Origin of the sequence: Bradyrhizobium sp. (assembly GCF_036735945.1) — a bacterium.
Lineage (GTDB): Bacteria > Pseudomonadota > Alphaproteobacteria > Rhizobiales > Xanthobacteraceae > Bradyrhizobium.
Genome location: NZ_DAINNI010000005.1, coordinates 1 through 20,407, shown reverse-complemented (window position 1 = coordinate 20,407; position 20,407 = coordinate 1). Strand labels below are relative to the sequence as shown.

At 64.8% G+C, this 20,407-nt stretch carries 17 protein-coding genes; 7 read left to right on the top strand and 10 right to left on the bottom strand.

Features of this window, described 5'->3' with window-relative positions:
• Positions 1-6: 6 nt before the first annotated feature.
• Positions 7-996, bottom strand: a complete 990-nt coding sequence (locus tag V7E26_RS03190) for an NAD-dependent epimerase (protein ID WP_324413394.1) — start codon at positions 994-996, stop codon at positions 7-9.
• A 176-nt stretch (positions 997-1,172) separates the two neighbouring features.
• Between V7E26_RS03190 and V7E26_RS03185 the strand changes: the two genes are divergently transcribed.
• Together V7E26_RS03185 and V7E26_RS03180 are read left to right on the top strand one after the other, a co-directional pair.
• Positions 1,173-2,132: a lysylphosphatidylglycerol synthase transmembrane domain-containing protein gene (locus V7E26_RS03185; RefSeq protein ID WP_324413392.1), complete on the top strand. Its 960-nt coding sequence runs from the start codon at positions 1,173-1,175 to the stop codon at positions 2,130-2,132.
• Between the two features lie 23 nt (positions 2,133-2,155).
• Positions 2,156-3,178: a glycosyl transferase gene (locus V7E26_RS03180; RefSeq protein ID WP_324413390.1), complete on the top strand. Its 1,023-nt coding sequence runs from the start codon at positions 2,156-2,158 to the stop codon at positions 3,176-3,178.
• On the opposite strand, the gene V7E26_RS03175 is transcribed toward V7E26_RS03180, so the two are convergent.
• From V7E26_RS03175 to rfaD, 6 genes are all read right to left on the bottom strand, one after another.
• Entirely contained in the window at positions 3,175-4,371 is a 1,197-nt protein-coding gene (locus V7E26_RS03175) for a glycosyltransferase family 4 protein (RefSeq protein ID WP_324413388.1), read from the bottom strand. The genes V7E26_RS03180 and V7E26_RS03175 overlap by 4 nt on opposite strands.
• 47 nt (positions 4,372-4,418) lie before the next feature.
• Entirely contained in the window at positions 4,419-6,335 is a 1,917-nt protein-coding gene (locus tag V7E26_RS03170) for an SDR family NAD(P)-dependent oxidoreductase (RefSeq protein WP_324413386.1), read from the bottom strand.
• Between the two features lie 80 nt (positions 6,336-6,415).
• Entirely contained in the window at positions 6,416-7,678 is a 1,263-nt protein-coding gene (locus tag V7E26_RS03165) for an O-antigen ligase family protein (protein ID WP_324413566.1), read from the bottom strand.
• 44 nt (positions 7,679-7,722) lie between these two features.
• The gene (locus V7E26_RS03160) at positions 7,723-8,982 is read right to left on the bottom strand and encodes an O-antigen ligase family protein (RefSeq protein WP_324413564.1); all 1,260 of its coding nucleotides are present in this window, start codon (positions 8,980-8,982) and stop codon (positions 7,723-7,725) included.
• Positions 8,983-8,999: 17 nt separating this feature from the next.
• Entirely contained in the window at positions 9,000-10,472 is a 1,473-nt protein-coding gene (rfaE1, locus tag V7E26_RS03155; RefSeq protein WP_324413384.1) for a D-glycero-beta-D-manno-heptose-7-phosphate kinase, read from the bottom strand.
• A gap of 18 nt (positions 10,473-10,490) precedes the next feature.
• Entirely contained in the window at positions 10,491-11,468 is a 978-nt protein-coding gene (gene rfaD / locus V7E26_RS03150; protein ID WP_324413382.1) for an ADP-glyceromanno-heptose 6-epimerase, read from the bottom strand.
• Between the two features lie 172 nt (positions 11,469-11,640).
• On the opposite strand from rfaD, the gene waaF reads away from it, so the two are divergent.
• Positions 11,641-12,705, top strand: coding sequence for a lipopolysaccharide heptosyltransferase II (waaF, locus tag V7E26_RS03145; protein ID WP_324413380.1), 1,065 nt, complete (start codon positions 11,641-11,643; stop codon positions 12,703-12,705).
• On the opposite strand, the gene V7E26_RS03140 is transcribed toward waaF, so the two are convergent.
• The gene (locus tag V7E26_RS03140) at positions 12,687-13,745 is read right to left on the bottom strand and encodes a glycosyltransferase family 4 protein (protein WP_324413378.1); all 1,059 of its coding nucleotides are present in this window, start codon (positions 13,743-13,745) and stop codon (positions 12,687-12,689) included. The two genes, waaF and V7E26_RS03140, sit on opposite strands and share 19 nt — an antisense overlap.
• Before the next feature lie 114 nt (positions 13,746-13,859).
• On the opposite strand from V7E26_RS03140, the gene galE reads away from it, so the two are divergent.
• The 4 genes from galE (at position 13,860) to V7E26_RS03120 (ending at position 17,999) form a co-directional block, all read left to right on the top strand.
• Positions 13,860-14,873 (top strand): UDP-glucose 4-epimerase GalE, encoded by a 1,014-nt coding sequence (gene galE / locus V7E26_RS03135; protein ID WP_324413376.1) that lies wholly within the window; start codon positions 13,860-13,862, stop codon positions 14,871-14,873.
• A 103-nt stretch (positions 14,874-14,976) separates the two neighbouring features.
• Positions 14,977-16,785, top strand: coding sequence for an ABC transporter ATP-binding protein (locus tag V7E26_RS03130; RefSeq protein WP_324413374.1), 1,809 nt, complete (start codon positions 14,977-14,979; stop codon positions 16,783-16,785).
• A gap of 40 nt (positions 16,786-16,825) precedes the next feature.
• Entirely contained in the window at positions 16,826-17,527 is a 702-nt protein-coding gene (locus V7E26_RS03125; RefSeq protein WP_324413372.1) for a fumarylacetoacetate hydrolase family protein, read from the top strand.
• A 154-nt stretch (positions 17,528-17,681) separates the two neighbouring features.
• The gene (locus V7E26_RS03120) at positions 17,682-17,999 is read left to right on the top strand and encodes an EthD family reductase (protein ID WP_324413370.1); all 318 of its coding nucleotides are present in this window, start codon (positions 17,682-17,684) and stop codon (positions 17,997-17,999) included.
• Between the two features lie 333 nt (positions 18,000-18,332).
• Here the strand turns inward: V7E26_RS03120 and V7E26_RS03115 are convergent, their stop codons facing one another.
• Complete coding sequence (locus V7E26_RS03115; RefSeq protein ID WP_324413369.1) at positions 18,333-19,799, bottom strand: flavin-containing monooxygenase; 1,467 nt, start codon at positions 19,797-19,799, stop codon at positions 18,333-18,335.
• A 185-nt stretch (positions 19,800-19,984) separates the two neighbouring features.
• The coding region (locus V7E26_RS03110) for an adenosylhomocysteinase (protein ID WP_324413368.1) at positions 19,985-20,407 on the bottom strand (423 nt) is incomplete at its 5' end.

The following is a 20,407-nucleotide window of genomic DNA, read 5'->3' as shown; positions in this document are numbered from 1 at the left end:
AACGCCTCAAATCCTGTGGTAATCGCGATACCAGGCGACAAATTCGCGGAGCCCGTCCTCGATCGGGGTCTGCGGCCTGAAGCCGGTGTCGCGCATCAGTTCCGCGACATCGGCGAACGTCTCGGTCACGTCGCCGGGCTGCATCGGCAGCATCTCCCTGACCGCGGTGCGGCCCAGCTCCCGCTCCAGAATCGCTACCACATCGGTCAGCTCTTCCGGATGATTATTGCCGACATTGTAAATTTTCGCTGGCGGTCCGGCGCCCTCGCCGCCATCGCGCGGCGGCTGGCCGATCAGTTGGACGACGGCTAGGGCCGCGTCCCCGACATAGGTAAAATCGCGCCGCATCCTGCCATGGTTAAAGAGCCGGATCGGGGTGCCCTCCACGATCGCCCTGGTAAAGAGGAAATACGCCATGTCCGGCCGGCCCCAGGGGCCATAGATGGTAAAGAACCGCAAGCCCGTCACCGGAAGGCGGTAGAGGTGGCTGTAGGAATGCGCGATCAACTCGTTGGCCTTCTTGGTCGCGGCATAGAGGCTGATCGGACGATCGGTCCTGTCGTCCACCGAAAACGGCTGCTTGGTATTGGCGCCGTAGACCGACGAGGACGAGGCATAGACCAGATGGCCGCATCCATGATGCCGGCATCCCTCCAGCACGTTGACGAAGCCGGCAAGATTGGCGTCGACATAGGCATGCGGATGATCGATCGAATAGCGCACGCCGGCCTGCGCCGCCAGATGCACCACCCGCGCAAAGCGACGTCCGGCGAACAGGCGCTCGACGGCCGCGCGATCGGCGAGGTCGATCTGCTCGAACGCGAAACCCCGCTCCTTCTGCAAGATATCCAGCCGCGCCCGTTTCAGCGCCGGATCGTAATAGTCGTTGAGAATGTCGAGCCCGACCACCGCGCGGCCTTCGGCCAGCAGCCGGCGGGCGACATGAAAGCCGATGAAACCCGCCGCTCCCGTGACCAATATTGCCTGATCCGACATCGTTTTCCTGAACGTGGTCCCGGCGTGCCCTGCCGTTGGCGCCTCTTTACCCGCGTTGTCGAGGTGCCCGCAACATCTACCGGCCCCGCTATTGCCAGAACGGCTCGAAAACCATACCAAGGCGCCCGAATTGCATCGCTTTTTGCACCCTTCCCACACAACCCGGCACGGGCGAGATGCGCCGAATCCTGCTTTCGACATTGAAGATACTGGTCTCGGCGGCGCTGCTCTATTTCTCGCTGCGCAAGGTCAATCTGGCCGACCTCGTCGCTCGCATCGACGTCTCCAGCCTTGGCTGGCTCGGCGTCGCCATCGCTGTCACATTCCTGCAAATCTTCATCGGCGTGTTGCGCTGGCGCGAGATCAGCGCCGAATGCGGCGCGCCGCTGCCGACCCGGCAGGCGATGCGCTTCAACGTGATCGGAACCTTCTTCAACCAGACGCTGCCCTCTTCGATCGGCGGCGACGCGGTGCGGCTATGGCTGGTGGCGCGCAACGGCGCCGGCTGGCGCGCGGCCACCTATTCCATCTTCGTCGACCGCGCCATCGGCCTGATCGCGCTCGCGGTGATCATTGTCGCGAGCCTGCCCTGGAGCTACCGCCTGATCACCGATCCCAACGGCAGGTCGGCGCTATTGCTCGTCGATTTCGCCGCGCTCGCCGGCGGCCTCGGCTTTCTCCTGCTCGGCAGGTTGAATTGGCCGTGGCTGAAGCACTGGTGGGGCACCCATCACATCCACGCCTGCTCGGTCATCGCCAACCGCGTGCTGTTCGGCCGCGAGCACGGCCTGAAGGTCGCGGTGCTTTCGCTGTTGGTGCACGTGCTCGCCGTCGTCATCGCCTGGTGCGTGGTGCAGTCGATCGCCGCGCCCGTGATGTTCGGCCAGATATTCCAGCTCGTTCCGCCGGTCATGCTGATCACCATGCTGCCGATCTCGATCGCCGGCTGGGGCGTGCGCGAGGCCTCCATGGGGCTGGCGTTCGGCTATGCCGGCCTGATGACCAATGAGGGCGTCAACATCTCGCTGCTCTATGGCGCGGTATCCTTCATCGTCGGCCTGGTCGGCGGGGTGGTATGGATTCTCAGCGCCGAGAAAGCCGCGCAAGGCCAGGCACCGATCGAAGTTCCCAAATAATCCTAACGCTCCGCGCAGGTGGAATGACCGATTCGCAATTATTGCTGTCGTTGGCCGCGGCGGTACCGGCGGCGCTGCTGTCGGCCGTTCTGACCTGGGCGATCCGGCCGCTGATGATGCGGGTCGCGCTGGCAAGGCCGAACGCACGCTCTTCACATCGCGTTCCGACGCCGCAGGGCGCGGGCATTGCGGTGATCGCGGCCACGCTGATCTCGGCTGCCGCGGTCATCGCACTGGCCGGCACGGCGCGGACGGCCATGCCGTTCGCCGTGTTCGGCGCGACGCTGTTCATCGCGGGCGTGGGCTTTGCCGACGACATCAAATCGATCCCGGTCGTGCCGCGGCTGTCGCTGCAGGCGCTGGCGGTTGCCGCCGTCATCCTCGCCGCGCCGGAAGCCTCGCGGATCGCGCCCGCCTGTCCGCTCTGGATCGAGCGCGGTCTCTTGTTGCTCGTCGGCCTATGGTTCGTGAACCTCGTCAACTTCATGGACGGCCTCGACCTGATGACGGTGGCCGAAATCGTCCCGATCACCGGCGCGATCATCCTGCTCGGCACCGTCATCGACTTTCCGGCCGCGGCGACCATCGCGGCCACCGCGTTGTTCGGCGCGATGCTGGGCTTCGCCCCCTTCAACCGCCCGGTGGCAAAAATCTTCCTCGGCGACGTCGGCAGCCTGCCGATCGGCCTGCTCGCCGGCTGGTTCCTGCTGCAACTCGCCTGGCATCAGCACCTGACGGCTGCGCTGCTGCTGCCGCTGTATTATCTCGCGGACGCCACCGTCACGCTGCTGCGGCGCATCGCCAGGCGCGAGCCGTTCTGGGAGGGGCATCGCAGCCACTTCTACCAGCGCGCCACGGAGAACGGCTTTTCGGTGTTCCGCGTGGTCAGCGAGGTGTTCGCGCTCAACCTCGTGCTGGCTGCGCTGGCGATCGGTTCCGCCATGACCTCATCGACGGCGATCTCAATCCTGCTCTTCGTCATCGGAGGCATCGCGACGGCCCTCCTGATGCACCGCTTCTCGCGCCGGCGGGTTGCCGCCGGCTAATCCCTGTGGGCGAGTTCGCGGATCAGGCCGGCATAGCCGGCCATCGCGGCGTTGAAATCGAAACGCCTGGATATTTCGGTTGCGCGTTCGGCCCGCTCCGCGTCGTCCGTGCTTGCCGCACGGCGTATCGCGTCAGCCAGTTCATCCGCCCTGCCCGGTGTCACGACCCAGCCAACGTCGTGCTCGGTCACCGTCAAGGCCGCCTCGGCATCCGCTTCGGAGACCAGGATCACCGGGCGGCCGATCGCCAGGAGATTGTAGAACCGGCTCGGCACCGATACGCCGGCGACGTTCTTGCGGTACGGAATGATCCAGGCGTTGGCCGCCGACAGGAACGTCTCCAACTGGTCGTCCTCGACACGCTCGACCAACGTGACGTTGGGAAGCTTCGCGTCGGCCTGCATGCCCTTCAGCTGGTCGAACCCCACGCCCCAGCCCGACAGCAGGAAGTGGATATCGCTGGTGTCGCGCAACAGGCGCGCCGCCTCGAACACGATGACGGGATCGTGCGTAAAGCCCAGGTTGCCCGACAGGCCGACGACGTAGCGAGCCGACAGCGAGCGGCGATACGGGTTGTCAGGCGAGATGGCGCGAACGCCGGGCGCCAGCGTCGCCCAGTTCGGAATGAAGCGGATCTTGTCCCTGGTCATGCCGTCATAGCGCAGCAGCAGATTTTCGGTGTCGCGGCCGATGATGACGACGGCGTCGAGCGCGCGGAACATCGGCGCATTGAGCGCATGCATTGCCCTGGCCAGCAGCGATTCCGGTTTCAGGAGGCCCGCCATGACGAGAACGTCGGGATAGAGATCGTGCATGATCAGCACCGATCGCGCGCCCTTCAGCTTCGCAGCGGCGGCAAACGCATAAGGCAGCATGAAGGGCGCCGGAACGGTGAGCGTGACGTCGCCGCGCCGCAGCCTCCTGAGCATCGCGACGAAGGTCCGCGCGGTGAACATGAGTTCGGCCAGCGCGCGCTTGAGCAGCGCGGCCTTGCCGGGCATCCAGTTCCTGACCTCGACGATTTGCAGCTCGGCGGCGGACGCCGCCGCGGCCGAGCCCGCCGTGCCCGACAGCACCAGAACCTCCGTTTCCTGCGCCACGCGCTGCGAAATCGCCGCCACGATGGCCGCCGTCGTGCTCGGATCCGGCGGATAGTGCTGGCTGACGACGACGACCTTGCCGGATTTCTGCATGATGGCTTTCGAAGCGGCCCGCACGGCTGGCGGGCGACCGGACTGGATCAGGCGGCGTGCGATCCGAATTCAGGCACGGCATCCTTGAGCACCACGCCGATGGTGGAACGGTCGTCCCGTGCGATCGCCTCCTCGAGCGCCGCGAGCCATTTGCGCAATGTCTGCATCGGCGGTTCATTCGGCTTGGCCGCCATGATGCCGGCGACGCCGATCTCCATCGGCGGCTCTTCGCTGGCGAACAGGATCTCGTTCAACCGCTCGCCCGGCCGTATCCCGGTGAACACGACCTCGATGTCGACGCCGGGTTCGAGGCCGGACAGGCGGATCATCCGCTCGGCAAGCTCCACGATCTTGATCGGCTGTCCCATGTTGAGGACGTAGACTGAGACGTCCGGCCGCGCCGGCGTCAGCGCATGCGTCGCCGCCGTCAGCACGAGATCGCAGGCTTCGCGGATCGTCATGAAGTAGCGGACCATGTCCGGGTGCGTGACCGTCACCGGGCCGCCGGCCTCGATCTGCGCCTTGAACTTCGGCACCACCGACCCGTTCGAGGCCAGCACATTGCCGAACCGCACCGAGATCAGACGCATATGAGGTTTGCCGCCCGATTGCATCATCAGGTCGTGATCGAGCGCCTGGCAATACATTTCGGCGAACCGCTTGGTGAGGCCGAGCATCGAGACCGGTTCGATCGCCTTGTCGGTCGAGATCATCACCATGGCTTCGGCACCAGCCGCGCGCGCGGCGTCGGCGACGTTGACGGTGCCAAAGATGTTGGTCTTGACGCCCTCGCTCCAGTCGCGCTCCAGGATCGGCACATGCTTGAGCGCCGCGGCATGGAACACGATGTCGGGCTTGAACTCCTTCATCAGGTTCATCATCCGGTCACGATCGCGGATATCGGCGATACGCCCCTCGATCTCGGCATTGGCGGCGTTCGCCGTCAGCGCCTCCGTTACCGCATAAAGCGCCGGTTCCGAATGTTCGATCACCAGCAATCGGGCAGCCCCGAAGGTCGCAACGCGATCGCAAATCTCCGAGCCGATCGAGCCGCCGCCGCCGGTGATGATCACCGCCTTGCCCTTCACCAGCGTTTCAAGCCGGGCGTAATCGATCTTGTGGCTGGGCCGCAGCAGGAGGTCCTCGACGGCGACGTTGGTCAGCCGCGGAACATCGCCGCTTTCGAGCGACGGCAGGCGGCTGACGAACAGGCCGAGGCGCTTGGCCCGCATCAGAATCCCTTCGGGATGCGCCTCGGGCTCGAATGCCGAGGGCGTCATCACGACCCGCGAGATCGGCTTTCCCCGCCGGGAATAATCGCGGATCACATCATCGAGGTCGTCGATCGCCCCGAGCACCGGCACGTTCCGTATCGACTGCCCGCGGTCGGCGGCCGACGGCGACAACACGCCGACCGGCCAGAGCTGCTTGACGGCACCGCTCTCGATGGCGCGCAGCAGCACCTCCGCATCGGCGGCGCGGCCGATTAGCAATGTCGCCGATGCGCCCTCGGTCTGGGCATGGCGGCGAACGCGGGTGTAACGGAAATAGCGGTAGCCGAAGCGGAGCGCGCTCAGCGTGAAGATCTGGAGAAACCAGTAGAGAACGATGGTGATGCGGCCGAACAGCACCGGCGCCTTGGCGCTCGACGCCCCGAAGATGAAGGCGTAGTCCAGTATGACCAGCGCCACCGCCAGGACGGTCGCGACCCGCAGGATGTTCAGCGCATCGGGAAGTGAAATGAAGCGCCATTTCGTCGTCGTCAGGTTGAACACGTAGCAGATTACGACGCTGAAGGCGACGAACAGCGGCAGGATGCGCAGCAGCAGCGGCAGGCGGGAATAGAACGCATCGCCGCCGTCGAACCTCAGATAGAAGGCCGCCAGCAGGGCAATCGCCGTCGCCAGCGCGTCATGCGCCGCGATCAGGTAGTTGCGATGCGTCAGTTGCGAAACAGGCGTCATTCCAATGGCCGGCAGCGGAAACGGGGATTATCGCAGTTCCTCGACCGCTGATATCTTATCTGCGCCGTGCATGCCAGCGATCATGACCGGTCTGTACCCGAAGAATCCGTACGTCGGGCTCGCAGCACCGTGCCGCCAGCCACCCCAACGCCCAGCACATACATCCAGCCTTCATGAAAATCGAACAGATGCGAGTTGAACAGTGAACTGAAGATGTTCTGCAGCACAACCATCAACCCGATCCAGGCCGCCATCCCCTCGCCGCGAAACAGCGAGAAATGCGCAAACCACATCGCATAGAGGATCACGACCCCGAACATGCCCCACTGGACCGCGACGTTGAGGGTCTGGTTGTGCGGGTTCCCGATCACGTGTCCCTGCGCCAGCCCCGCAGGCCCGGTCGCCGCCGCCTCGAACAGCCCGCGCGTTGATCCCGTGCCGTGGCCGATGACGGGCGCCTCAGCGAAGAACCGTAACGACTTCTCCCAGAATTCGAGCCGCAGCCCGATCGATGTCGGCTCGTTGAGTTCCTTGTAGAGCCGGTAGTCCCGCGTGAACCTCTCCGTCGTCGTCCGCAGATGGGGCGATGCCGTCCAGGCCAGCGCACCGAGCGCGATGGCAGCAAGGCACAGAAGCAGATTGGTCTTCCATCGCAGATGCGCCATGGCGAACACGGCCAGCATGACCGGCAGCGTCACCAGCGCCGTGCGCGACACCACGACGAACGCCATGTTGAGGATGAAGTTGGCCGCGACCGCCGTCAGCAGCAGCGCCTCGCGGATCTTGCCGTCCCGCAACAGGGTGATGATGGGGTAAGCGAGCACGACCGTGCACAGCACGAACTCCTGGCTCTGGTCGATGTAGTTCTTGACGAAGATGCCATACGTCGCGGGATCGCCGGGCTCCTTCAACGAGAGACCGGGTTGGATCGCGACGATCCAGGAGGCGGCCGTCAGCAGCGTGCAGGACGCCAGGAACGCGACCAATACCCACAGGCCGCGCGTCGAGCGCTCGAAATGATAGAACAGGAACGGCAGAAAAAGCAGCTTCGTCGCGGGACTGAAGGCATAGAGGCGCGCGCTCCAGGATGCGTCCGACCACAGCGTACCGATTGCGGCGAGCGCAACCAGCGCGATCGGCAGCAGGCTGATCGGCCGCTGCAACGAGCGCAGGAACGGGCGCAGTTCCAGCGTGGCGGCCAGGGCAGCGAGCCAGACCAGCATGCCGATGCCGACGCCGCTGGTCGACCATGGCAGCAGTGCCGTTACCAGGACGGCAACAAGATCGACGTTCAGGATGCGCGCGAACGGATCGTGCCGCGCCGAGGCCATGACCGACAGCATCTCGCCGAGCGAATTGATCTCGCGGCGCTGGGGTTCGGCGCCCATCATGCCTGTTCCGTGCTTGTGCTGCGTTGGCGTTCCGCGCGCACCATGCCGCCGGCAATGCCGACGCCCAGCACATACATCCAGCCTTCGTGGAAATCGAAGATGTGCGAATTGAGAAGCGAGGTGAAGATGTTCTGCACCACGACGAGCAATCCGATCCAGACCACCAGGCCTTCGCCGCGAAACAGCCGCAGATGCACGAACCACATCGCATACAGCAGGATGACCCCGGCGACGCCCCACTGAACCGCAACGGCAAGCGTCTGGTTATGGGGGTTGCGGATGACCTGGGCCGTGGCGGCCGTGCTCTTTCCGCTGGCGGCCTTCTGGAACAGGCCAAGCGTCGAGCCGGTGCCATTGCCGAAGACCGGCGCAGCGGCGATGAACTGCAGCGACTTCCGCCAGTATTCCAGCCTCAGCCCCACGGACGAGGCCACGTTCTGCTGCTTGTAGACCCGGTACTCGCTGACGATGGAGTCCGCCCTCTGCTGCAGTTGCGGCGAGACAAAAAATGCCAATCCCGCCAGGACGAGCAATCCGCAGGCGATCATCAGGCTGGTTCGCCATTTCAGGTGAAGCAGCGCGAACACCGCGATCATGACCGGGATCGTGACCATCGCCGTGCGCGAAACGATCACGAAGGACATGTTGATGAGAAAGCCGAGCGCGAGCGCGACCAGGAGCGCCGCCAGCCACAGCCTGTTCGCCTGCAGCAGTCGGATGATCGGATAGGCCAATGCCACCGCGCACAGCGCGAATTCCTGGCTCTGGTCGATATAGTTCTTGACGAAGATGCCGCGCTCCTGCTGGCCAGGCGGCTTCAGCGAAAGGCCGGGATCGATCAGGACAAGCCAGGAAACCAGCATCAGCAGGGTGCAGGAAACCAGGAACGCAATGAAGACCCACATTCCGCGTTTCGAGCGCTCGAAATGATAGAACAGGCCGGGCAGCACCAGAAGTTTCAGCAGCGGGCCGACGGACCAAAGCCGCGCGCTCCATGTCGCGCCCGACCAGAGCGTGCCGATGACGGCGAGACCGGCGAAGGCAACCGGCACATAGCAGATCGGTTGCTTCAGCAATCGCCCGAAGGCCCGCCAGTCCGTCACCCACGCCACGGCGCCGAGCCAGCACGGCACGAAAATACTGGGCAGGCTTGTCGACCACGGCAGCGTCAGCGCGGCCAGGATCGCGAAAATATCCGCGATGGTCATCCATGTCGCGCGGTCGCGCCAATACCGCCGTATCCCCGGCCGGGGCATCGACGCCGCATTCACGCTCACGCCTTGTCTCCCCGCGCGCGGCCGACCAGCGACGTCGTGCTGTGGCCGGGCAGAATGTCGACCAGCACGACCTGGCCGCCATTGGCCTCGACGATCTCATGGCCGACGACCTGCTCGCGGGTGTAGTCGCCGCCCTTGACCAGCACGCTCGGCCGCACCCTCGTGATCAGGTTGATCGGGGTGTCTTCCTCGAAGATCGCGACGAGGTCCACCGCCTCCAGCGCCGCCAGCACTTCGGCGCGCGCCCGTTCGTCCTGCACGGGACGGCCCTCGCCCTTCAGCCGCTTCACCGAGGCGTCGCTGTTGAGGCCGACGATCAGGCGGTCGCAGGCGCCGCGCGCCGCCGTCAGCACCTTGACGTGACCGGGATGCAGGATGTCGAAGCAGCCATTGGTGAAGCCGACCCGCAATCCCTGCCGGCGCCAGTCGGCGAGATGCGCATCGAGATCGCCACCATCAGGCACGATCTTCTCTTCGGCCGCCAGCGAGGCGTGCGGCAGGATTTTTCGCCGCAGTTCCGTCTGCGTCACCGTCGCAGTGCCCTTCTTGCCGACAGTGACGGCAGCCGCCGCGTTCGCGATCCTCAGCGCAGTCTCCCAATCGGCTTTGGCCGCCAGCGCCAGCGCCAGCGCTGCAGCTACCGTGTCACCGGCGCCCGAGACGTCGCGCACCTTGACCGGCAGCGCCGGCACGCGGATCGCATCGCCGCCGCGCAGCACCAGCGTCATGCCGTGCTCGCTCTGCGTCACCAGCATCGCCTCGCAGTCGGCGAGAACCATCGCGTCCTGCGCCGCGCCTGCGATGTTCTCATCGGTATCGGCGCGGCTGCGGGTCGCCTCCGCAAATTCCTTGCGGTTCGGCGTCAGCAGCGTGGCGCCGCGATAGATCGCAAAATTGGCGCTCTTGGGATCGACGATCACGCGCTTGCCGAGCTTTTTCGCGGCATCGATGATGTTGCGAATGACACGCGCCGTCAGCACGCCCTTGGCGTAGTCGGACAGCAGCACGATGTCGGCGCGCGCTAGCTGCGGCAGGATCGCGTCGATCAGCCGCTGCTCGGTCCCCGGCGAAGCAGGCGCCGCCAGTTCCCAATCCGCACGCAGCATGTGGGTGGAGAAATGCTCGGAGACGAACCGCACCTTGCGCGTGGTCGGCCGTGAAGCATCCGACACCAGCACCGCCTCGATCAGATTCTCCTGCGCCAGGTCGGCCTTCAGCCTGGCGCCCGCCTCGTCCTCGCCGACCAGGCCGGCAAAGATGCAGCGCGCGCCGAGGGACGCGATGTTGCGCGCGACGTTGCCGGCGCCGCCGATATTGCTCTCGCTGCGCTGCACCGCGATGACCGGCGCCGGCGCTTCCGGCGAAACCCGCGACACCTCGCCATAAACGAACTCGTCGAGCATGAGGTCGCCGACGCAGAGCACCGTCTGACGGAGGATCGCCTGGCTGAGGGCATCGAAATCGAACATCTGTCTATCCGTTGCCCGTCAGCGAAAGCGATCGCTGCGATCGAGGAAATTCTTCACATAACTTTCGACCGCGTCTTCGAGCGCGGTGAAGCCGCCATTATAGCCGGCGCGCAGCAGCCGATCGACTTCGCTCTGGGTGAAGTACTGATAGCTGCCGCGAATGGCCTGGGGCATGTCGATGTACTGGATATTCGGCTTGGTGCCGAGCGCGGCATAGGCCGACAGCATCAGGTCGCGGAAGCTGCGCGCGGTGCCGGTGCCGACATTGAAGATGCCGCTGACCGAGGGCGTCGAAAGCAGCCACATCGTCACGCGCACGACGTCGTCGACATAGATGAAGTCGCGCCGCTGGTCGCCGTCGGCCATGCCTTCGCGGTGCGACTTGAACAGTTGCACGGGATGGCCTGATTTGATGTCATCGAAGCGCCGCGCCAGCACGCTCATCATCGTGCCCTTGTGATATTCATTGGGGCCGAACACGTTGAAGAATTTCAACCCGGCCCATTGCGGCGGCAGCCGTTCGCCGCGCGCGGCGCGCTCGGCCACCGCCATGTCGAACAGATGCTTGCTCCAGCCATAGAGGTTCATCGGCCGCAGCCTGGACAGGGCATCCATGGACGCGTCGTCGCCAAAGCCCTGCCCGCCGTCGCCATAGGTCGCCGCCGAGGACGCGTAGATCAAGGGCGTCGTGTTCGCCGTGCACCAGTCCAGCAGCCGCATCGACAGGCGGAAATTGGTCTCGATGACAAGATCGCCGTCGGTCGCCGTGGTCTCGGAGATGGCGCCGAGATGGATGATGGCCTCCAGCCGGCGGCCTTTCAGCCACTCCATCAGTTCCGCCGGCGGCACGAAATCGGCGAGCCGGCGCTTGGCGAGGTTGCGCCACTTGCCGTCCTGCCCGAGCATGTCGCACACGGCCACGTCCCGGCCGGCGTCATTCAACGCAGCCACGACGTTCGACCCGATAAAACCGGCGCCCCCGGTCACCAGCAGCATGCCATCCCCTGTCCTGATTACCCGGCAAAGCTTTGCCCCAGTCCCGTCCGGCAGGCAACTTTGTTGCTTGGGCGAAGATTGGGCGAATCAAACACCGATCGGCCGACTTTACCTGCCGCGGCAGAGCGGTTACCGACGGAGCCGCAACCGGTTAGGGGCGGCACAGCAAGATATGAATTCGAATTCACACAAGGGGATCGAAATGCGGGATAGCGCCGATACCAGGCCGATCCTGATCGTGCCCTATATGTGGATCGGCGATTTCGTCCGCGGCCATACGGTGGTGCGGGTTTTGAAGGAACGCTGGCCGAATCGCCCGGTCGACCTCCTGGTCACCACCCTCTGCGCGCCCCTGGTCGATTATATGCCCGGTGTCCGGGCGGGCATCGTCTTCGACCTGCCCCGCAGCCGGCTGGCGCTGTCCAAGCAGCGGGATCTCGCCGCCGAATTGCGCAGGCGTGGCTATGGAACCGCCCTCGTCCTGCCCCGCACCTGGAAGGCTGCCATTGCCCCGGCACTGGCCGGCATCCCCGAGCGTGTCGGCTTCTTCGGCGAGGGCCGGTTCGGGCTGATCAACCGGATGCGCTGGGGCGAGAAGGCCCTGCCCCGCTTCATCGACAAGAACGCCGCGCTGGCGCTGCCCGATGGCGCGCCGTTGCCGCCGGAATGGCCGGTGCCGCAGCTTGTGGTGCCGCCGGAAGAAGCCGCCCGCTGGCGGCAGGCAAGCGGGCTCGGCACCGCGCCCGCCGTGGCGCTCGGCCCCGGCTCGGTCGGCGCCTCGAAGCGATGGACCTATTATCCACAAGCCGCCCGGCTCCTGATCGAACGCGGCCTCGACGTCTGGGTGGTCGGTGGTCCCGGCGAAAAGGCGCTGGCGCAGGAGATCGTCGCCGCGACCGCCGGCAAGGCCCGCGACCTCACCGGGTCAGACCTGCGCAACGGCGTTCTGGCGATGGCGGCCGCCGGCGTCGCGATCTCCAACGACTCCGGCCTGATGCACATCGCCGCCGCGATCGGCACGCCGACCATGGGCATATTCGGCCCGACCAGCCCCTATCTCTGGGCGCCGCTGAACGGCCTTGCCGCAACCGTGCTGCAGACCAAATCGAAACTGCCGTGCCAGCCGTGCCAGCGCACGGTATGCACCATGAACGACCATCGCTGCATGCGCGACATCTCAGCGTCGGAAGTGGCCGACATCGCCCAGCGCGTGATGGCTCAACCCAGCTTGCGATAAACCGCGGCGATCGCGTTCGCTTCCGCCTCCAGGCTGAATTTCTCCACGACGCGCGCCCGCGCCCGCTCGCCCATTGCGCTCGCCGCTGCCGGATCGCGCATCAACGGCTCCAGCCCGGCAACCAGCGCATCGGCATCGCCGGGCGGGATCAGGACGCCGGTCACGCCGTCCTCGACCACGAATTCTGCCGCACCAGCGCGGGCCGCCACCAGCGCCGCGCCCGCCGCCATCGCCTCGATCAGCGTCAAGCCAAAACCCTCGTTGCGCGAGGTGAAGGCATAGATCGTGAGCCGCTGGTACCAGCGCTGCACTTCCTCGATCTCGAGTTCGCCCGTGATGACGATGCGCGATTGAAGTCCGGCGGCCTCGATCTGCCGCTTCAGACTGTTGGCAAAACCCTGCTGCTCCGGCACCACGGCGCCGACGATGACGGCGGTAAAGTCAGGATAGCGCGGCAGCAGCCGGCACATCGCCTCGACAAGGACATCGGTGCCCTTTTGCGCGCGCACCCTGCCGAAGCAGCCGATTGCGTAGCGGCCGGGCAGATTGCTGTCAGCAAACGCGGCGGCGCGATCGGGCGGCGGCGCATAGCGCGCCGTGTCGACGCCGTGCATCACCACCGTCGCCTCGCGTTTCAGAAACGACGCCGACAGTTCTGAGGTCGCGATGACGGCATCCATCTGCCGGATCAGCCAGCGCGTCAGGCGCTTGTGATGGCGCTGTGCGGCCGAGGTGAAGACGAGCCTCAGGGGCCAGCCGAGCGCGCGCAGCAATGCGCCCGCGATCATCTCGTCATTGCGCCGCGCATGCCAGATCAGGGGCTCGCGGCGGCGCCAGAGCTTCAGCAGATCGACAAATCCCATCCGGGCGATGCCGTCAGGCGCATGCGGTCCGAGCCAGGCCGCGCGGTACATCCGGGCGAGCTTCGGCGCCACCATCCGGTTGGTCGCGGTGACGCCGGAATAGCGCCTGTGCAGATTCGGCACGATCAGCCGCAGATCCCTGGCCAAGATGTCGTCGATCGGCACTTGCAGCTCCATTTCGGCGAATTCCTATACGCAACATTAAGCATAGTGGCCAGTTCACCGGCGCCGAAACCCGCTCTTCACCGCCAACCCCTAGCCTCTTCCGCAGATAAGCGGGAGAGCTAACCCATGACAGTGCTCGTCACCGGTGGCGCCGGTTATATCGGAAGTCATATGGTTCATGCGCTGGTGGACGCCGGCGAAAGCGTCGTCGTGATCGATGATCTGTCCACCGGATTTTCCTCCGTGCTGCCGCGCACCGTGCCGCTGTCGGTCGGCGATGCCGGCGACGAAACCCTCGTCGGGAACGTGATCGCGCAGCACCGCGTCGAAAGCATCATTCATTTCGCCGGCTCCGTCGTGGTGCCGGATTCGATGCGCGATCCGCTCGGCTATTACCGCAACAACACCATGACGACCCGCAGCCTGATGAATTCGGCGGTCAAGGCCGGCATTTCCCGCTTCATCTTCTCGTCGACCGCGGCCGTCTACGGCAATCCGGACCAGGTGCCGGTGTCGGAACATGCGCCGACCCGGCCGATGTCGCCTTACGGCTCGTCCAAGCTGATGACCGAAATCATGCTGCATGACGTCGCCAGCGCGCACGACATGAACTATGTCGTGCTGCGTTACTTCAACGTCGCCGGCGCCGATCCGGACGGCCGCTGCGGCCTTTCGACCGTCGGCGCGACGCACCTGCTCAAGATCGCCGTCGAAGCGGCCACCAGCCAGCGCGCCAAGGTCGACGTCTACGGCACCGACTATCCGACGCCGGATGGAAGCTGCATCCGCGACTTCATCCATGTCAGCGATCTCGCGCAGGCGCATCTCGCCGCGCTGTCCTATCTGCGCGGCGGCGGCGGCTCGATCACGCTGAATTGCGGCTACGGCCGCGGCTATTCGGTGCTGGAAACCATCGAGGCGGTACGCCGTGTCTCCATGCGCAATTTCGCGGTTTCCTACGCGCCGCGCCGTCCCGGCGACATCATGACCATGGTCGCCGATACCAGCCGCATCCGCTCGGTGCTGGACTGGAAGCCGCGCTACGACAATCTCGATACCATTGCCCGCGACGCGCTGACCTGGGAGAAGCGGCTGTTCAGCGAACGCGGCGGCCATCCGAAGCGGGCAGAATCGGCCTGAAATCAGGCGCTTATTTGGCTTGAAAAACCCCGCTTTAGCAGGCAAGGAGGCATCGCACGAGCCCTGACGCGCCGGGCCTTCAGGCGCCGTCAATGGAACGCGGATGACCGAACTTCCGAAGAAAATCACCGACGACCCCTATGGCGCGGCGATCCTGATTCGCCGCCTGTTCGCCGAACAGGGGCTCGCCTATTGGCGGCGCTATCTGCTCGCCTTTTCGCTGATGGGCGTTGCGGCGGTGACCACCGCCGGATCCGCCTATTTGCTCGGCGAGGTCATCAACAAGGCCTATGTCGACAAGGATGTGCGCGGGATCGCGCTGCTGTCGCTGGTCACCATCGTCATCTTCACGATCAAGGGCGCGGCGACCTACGGGCACACCGTGATCCTTTCGCAGATCGGCAATGCGATCCTCGCCAACAACCAGCGGGCGCTGTTCGCCAAGCTGATGAGCGAAAATATCGCGTTCTTCTCCGAGCGGCATTCCTCGGAATTCCTGGCGCGGCTGACCGCAGGCGCGACCGCGGTGACGCAGGTGCTCAATCTCCTGATCAATGCCATCGGCCGCGATCTGCTGTCGCTGATCGCGCTCGTCGTCGTCATGGTGATGACCGATCCACTGATGGCGCTGCTCGGCTTCGCGGTAGCGCCGCCGGCGATGATCGTGCTGCGCAAGCTCGTCAAGCGCATCAAGGGCCTTGCGCACAACCAGTTCTCCGGCACCGCCGACATCATGGAGACGATGCAGGAATCGCTGCAGGGCATCCGTACCGTGAAGGCCTTTACGCTCGAACAGGCGATGCGCGAGCGCATCGACGCCAGCATTGCCGCGGTCGAGCGCAACGCCAACAAGATGGCGAGGGTTTCCAACCGCTCGAGCCCCTTGATGGAGACCCTCGGCGGCTTTGCGATCGCCGGCGGCCTGATGTATGGCGGCTACCGCGTGGTCGCGATGGGCGCACCGCCCGGCCAGTTCTTTTCGTTCCTGACGGCGTTCCTGCTGGCGTATGAGCCTGCCAAGCGACTGGCGCGGCTCAACATCGAGCTCAACAGCAACCTGATCGGCGCGCGCAAGCTGCTCGAAATCGTCGACAGCCCGCCGAGCGAGCCCGACGACAGCAGCAAGCCGGCGCTGCAGCTCACTGATGCGCGGGTAGAGTTCCGCGACGTGACCTTCGGCTACCGGCCGAGCGAACCGGTGCTCAATCGCATGAGCTTCGTCGCCGAGCCCGGCAAGACCACCGCGCTGGTCGGCCCGTCCGGCGGCGGCAAGTCCACCGTGCTCGCGCTGCTGCTGCGGCTCTACGAGGTAGGCCAGGGCGAGATCCAGATCGACGGCCAGAACATATCGAACGTATCGCGGCGATCGCTGCGTCGGCAGAGCGGCTATGTCGGGCAGGACGTCTACCTGTTCCGCGACAAGATCGGCGCCAATATCGCCTTCGGCAAGGAAGATGCCACGCAGGATGAGATCGTCGCGGCCGCGAAGGCAGCCTGCGCGCATGATTTCATCATGGGCTTTCCGCTCGGCTACGACACCCCGGTCGGCGAACACGGCACCCAGCTATCCGGCGGCCAGCGCCAGCGCATCGCGGTGGCGCGGGCGTTGATCCGCAACGCACCGATCATCCTGCTGGACGAGGCAACTGCCGCGCTGGATTCGGAATCCGAGAAGGCAGTGCAGGAGGCGATCGACCATCTCTGCCAGAACCGCACCACCATCGTGATCGCCCACCGCCTGCACACCATCATGCACGCCGACGCCATCCTGGTGGTCGAGGGCGGCGAGATCGTCGAGCGCGGCCGGCACGACGATTTGCTGCGGCGCGGCGGCCGCTACGCCTCGTTCTTCCGCCTGCAGCAGCGGGACGCCGGCCACCCAAGTCTGGCGCCGGTCAGCGCAACGGCGTAGAGCTAGTCCCGAATTTCCAACCGTAACTGAGACCCTTTTCATGAACGCAGCCTCCTACGTCATATCAGCTCCTCCGCAGCCCTCGCTTCCCGTCGTCGGCGAAACCGGCATCTATCCGGTCCGCCGCATCTGGTGCGTCGGGCGCAACTATCTCGAGCACATCCGGGAGATGGGCAATGACGAGCGCGCCCCGCCGTTCTTCTTTGCCAAGCACGCCGACATGCTGGTGCCCGATGGCGCCACGATCCCCTATCCGCCGCTGACCAAGGACCTGCATCACGAGGTCGAGCTGATCGTCGCGATGAAGAGCGGCGGCCTCAACATTCCGGCCGAGAAGGCGCTGGACCATGTCTACGGCTATGCCGTCGGCATCGACCTCACCCGCCGCGACCTGCAGATCGCCTCGCGCAAGAAGGAGCGCCCGTGGGAGATCGGCAAGTCGTTCGACTATTCCGCGCCCTGCTCGGCGATCCAGCCGGCCTCCAGGATCGGCCACCCCACCAAGGGCAAGATCTGGCTGACGGTGAACGGCAAGGAGACGCAAAAGGGCGACCTCACCGAGCTGATCTGGAACGTGCCCGAGATCATCTGGCAGCTCTCGCAGCAGGTGCGGCTTGCCGCCGGCGACATCATCATGACGGGCACGCCCGCCGGCGTCTCGCAGCTCCAGCCCGGCGACAAGCTCGAATGCGGCGTCGACGGCGTCGGCACGCTGAAGGTGAACATCGGCAAGCCGGAATAACGATCGGCGCAACAGCCGTGAGACAGGAAGCCCCGGATAGGATCCGGGGCTTTTTCGTTCGGCCGCAGGACGCCTCCCGGTTGAAAGTTTCGCAAAACTGCCGCAGATTTTGATTATTGCCGAAGCATAACGGCCAACATCGGAGGGCACGTCCATGATCAAGGTCAGCGTAATGTATCCCAACACCCCCGGCGGGCGCTTCGATCACGATTACTATCGCGACAAGCACATGCCGCTGGTGAAGGCCCGCATGGGCGACGCCTGCAAGTCCTACACGGTCGACAAGGGCCTCGCCGGCGGCGCGCCGGGCGCCCCGCTGACCTATGTCGGCATGTGCCACATCTTCTGCGACTCGATCGAGGCCTTCCAGGCCGGCTTCGGCCCCCACGCGCAGGAGATCATGGCGGACATTCCGAACTACACCGATCAGACGCCGGTGATCCAGATCAGCGAAGTCGTCGTCGGCCCGTAGCGCCAGGCTCGGAATGGCGGGCGGGTTGGCGAAAGCGTAACCCGCCGCTTTCGCGTGCGCGACCTCGGGGAGTGCTGTCGCGAGATTTCGAATGCATTCTCGGTGTCATCGCCCGGCTTGACCGGTTGAATCCGCCCAGTATTCCAGAGACAGCCGTGATTGAACCGATAGGCCGCGGCGTACTGGTCCCCCGCCTTCGCGGGGAATGACGGCGTTCGTCGGCTAGACAGAAAATGCCCAGCCTCAGCCGCGCAGCGCCTGCAGGCCCTTGAACGTGAGGCGCTTGGGATCGCGGACGCCGGCGACCGGACGCAGCCAGCGCGAGTTCCAGCATCAAGAATACTGCATCACCCCATCGTCGACCTTGCCGTAGCGCAAGGTCACGATGTCGAGCGCGTAGTTCTGGTACAGCCGCCACGGCCGCTTCGAGCCCTGCTTGGGTAGTTTGGCGATCGAGCGCTGCACATAGCCGGACGAGAAATCCAGCGACGGCAGTTCCGTCACATCAGGATCGACATTATGCGGCATGCACTGCTTGTAGCCGTGACGGTCCATGTAGTTGATCAGGCGGCAGACATATTCGCAGGTCAGGTCGCATTTCAGCGTCCAGGAAGCGTTGGTATAGCCGAACGCCGAGGCCATGTTCGGGATGTCCGAATACATCATGCCCTTGTAGTTCAGCGTGCGTGCGAAATCGACCGCGCGGCCGTCGACACTGACTTCGAGACCGCCGAGCACCTGCAGCACAAGCCCGGTCGCGGTGACGATGATATCGGCCTCGAGCTCGCTGCCGTCCTTCAGCTTGATCCCGCCTTTGGTGAAGGTATCGATCTCGCAGGTCGCGACGGAAGCCCGCTTGTCGCGGATCGACTTGAAGAGGTCGCCATCCGGCACCAGGCAGAGCCGCTGCTCCCAGGGATTGTAGCGCGGCGTAAAGTGCTTGCCGACGTCGTATTCCGGCCCCAGCGCCATCTTGACGCCGCCGAGGATCAGCTGCCTGGCGCGCTCCGGCTTGCGGCGGCAGAGCTGGAAGAAATACATGCCGAGCAACACATTGCGCCAGCGGATCAGGTGATAGGCGAGATTGGCGGAAAACTTCTTGCGCAGCTTGTTGGCGAGCGCGTCCTCGGCCGGCCGCGCCACCACGTAGGTCGGCGAGCGCTGCAGCATGGTGACATGGCCAGCGGTCTTCGCCATCTCCGGCACCAGTGTCACCGCGGTCGCACCCGAGCCGATCACGACAACGCGCTTGCCGGAATAGTCGAGATCTTCAGGCCATTTCTGCGGATGGACGATCTTGCCTTCGAAGTCCGCCGTGCCCAAGAATTCCGGCGTGTAGCCTTCCTCGTATTTGTAATAGCCCGAGCACATGAACAGGAAATTGCAGGTGAAGCCGACCGTCTCGGTCGCGCCCTCGCCAACATTGCGTTCGACTTCCACCGTCCAGCGCGAATCCGGCGTCGACCACGAGGCGCGTTTGACGCGGTGGCGAAAGCGGACCTTCCTGTCGATGCCGTTGTCTACAGCGGTCTCGCGCACATAGTTCAGGATCCGCGGCCCGTCGGCGATCGCCTTCGGCTCGGTCCAGGGACGGAACGAATAACCGAGCGTGTACATGTCGGAGTCGGAGCGGATGCCGGGATAACGAAACAGATCCCAGGTGCCGCCGATGCAGTCGCGCCCCTCGAGGATCACGAAGCGTTTGCCGGGGCATTTCTGCTGCAGGTGATAGCCCGCGCCGATGCCGGACAACCCGGCGCCGACGATCAGGACGTCGAAATGCTCTGCCGTATCGGTCATGACGTTCTCCCTGCGGCGCGATCTAACGGGCTGCAGGCAGAAATTGCAACTCGCATTGTGCGCTTACCGCTGCGATACGTGATGTATCGAAATATCGAAGGTTTATAGCCGGCAGCAAAAAGCCCCGGATCGCTCCGGGGCTTTCGGTATCTACTGCAGGACTGCATCCAGCCCGTCCGAAGAAATCAGTACCGGTAGTGATCCGACTTGAACGGGCCTTCCTGGCTGACGCCGATATAGTCGGCCTGGTCCTTGCGCAGCTCGGTCAGCTTGACGCCGATCTTGGCGAGGTGCAGGCGCGCCACCTTCTCGTCCAGCGTCTTCGGCAGCACGTAGACCTTCTTGTCGTACTTGCCGCTCTTGTTGTTGGCGAACAGTTCGATCTGCGCCAGCGTCTGGTTGGTGAACGAGGCCGACATCACGAAGGACGGATGGCCCATCGCGTTGCCGAGGTTCACCAGACGGCCTTCAGACAACAGGATGATGCGGTGCTTGTCGGGGAATTCGATCTCGTCGACCTGCGGCTTGATGTTGGTCCACTTCAGGTTACGCAGACCCGCGATCTGGATCTCGTTGTCGAAGTGGCCGATGTTGCAGACGATGGCGCG

Bases quoted from the DNA above. Each gene is read 5' to 3' on its own strand.
- V7E26_RS03190 (WP_324413394.1), bottom strand. From the start codon at position 996: ATGTCGGATCAGGCAATATTGGTCACGGGAGCGGCGGGTTTCATCGGC.
- V7E26_RS03185 (WP_324413392.1), top strand. From the start codon at position 1,173: ATGCGCCGAATCCTGCTTTCGACATTGAAGATACTGGTCTCGGCGGCG.
- V7E26_RS03180 (WP_324413390.1), top strand. From the start codon at position 2,156: ATGACCGATTCGCAATTATTGCTGTCGTTGGCCGCGGCGGTACCGGCG.
- V7E26_RS03175 (WP_324413388.1), bottom strand. From the start codon at position 4,371: ATGCAGAAATCCGGCAAGGTCGTCGTCGTCAGCCAGCACTATCCGCCG.
- V7E26_RS03170 (WP_324413386.1), bottom strand. From the start codon at position 6,335: ATGACGCCTGTTTCGCAACTGACGCATCGCAACTACCTGATCGCGGCG.
- V7E26_RS03165 (WP_324413566.1), bottom strand. From the start codon at position 7,678: ATGCTGTCGGTCATGGCCTCGGCGCGGCACGATCCGTTCGCGCGCATC.
- V7E26_RS03160 (WP_324413564.1), bottom strand. From the start codon at position 8,982: ATGCCCCGGCCGGGGATACGGCGGTATTGGCGCGACCGCGCGACATGG.
- rfaE1 (WP_324413384.1), bottom strand. From the start codon at position 10,472: ATGTTCGATTTCGATGCCCTCAGCCAGGCGATCCTCCGTCAGACGGTG.
- rfaD (WP_324413382.1), bottom strand. From the start codon at position 11,468: ATGCTGCTGGTGACCGGGGGCGCCGGTTTTATCGGGTCGAACGTCGTG.
- waaF (WP_324413380.1), top strand. From the start codon at position 11,641: ATGAATTCGAATTCACACAAGGGGATCGAAATGCGGGATAGCGCCGAT.
- V7E26_RS03140 (WP_324413378.1), bottom strand. From the start codon at position 13,745: ATGGAGCTGCAAGTGCCGATCGACGACATCTTGGCCAGGGATCTGCGG.
- galE (WP_324413376.1), top strand. From the start codon at position 13,860: ATGACAGTGCTCGTCACCGGTGGCGCCGGTTATATCGGAAGTCATATG.
- V7E26_RS03130 (WP_324413374.1), top strand. From the start codon at position 14,977: ATGACCGAACTTCCGAAGAAAATCACCGACGACCCCTATGGCGCGGCG.
- V7E26_RS03125 (WP_324413372.1), top strand. From the start codon at position 16,826: ATGAACGCAGCCTCCTACGTCATATCAGCTCCTCCGCAGCCCTCGCTT.
- V7E26_RS03120 (WP_324413370.1), top strand. From the start codon at position 17,682: ATGATCAAGGTCAGCGTAATGTATCCCAACACCCCCGGCGGGCGCTTC.
- V7E26_RS03115 (WP_324413369.1), bottom strand. From the start codon at position 19,799: ATGACCGATACGGCAGAGCATTTCGACGTCCTGATCGTCGGCGCCGGG.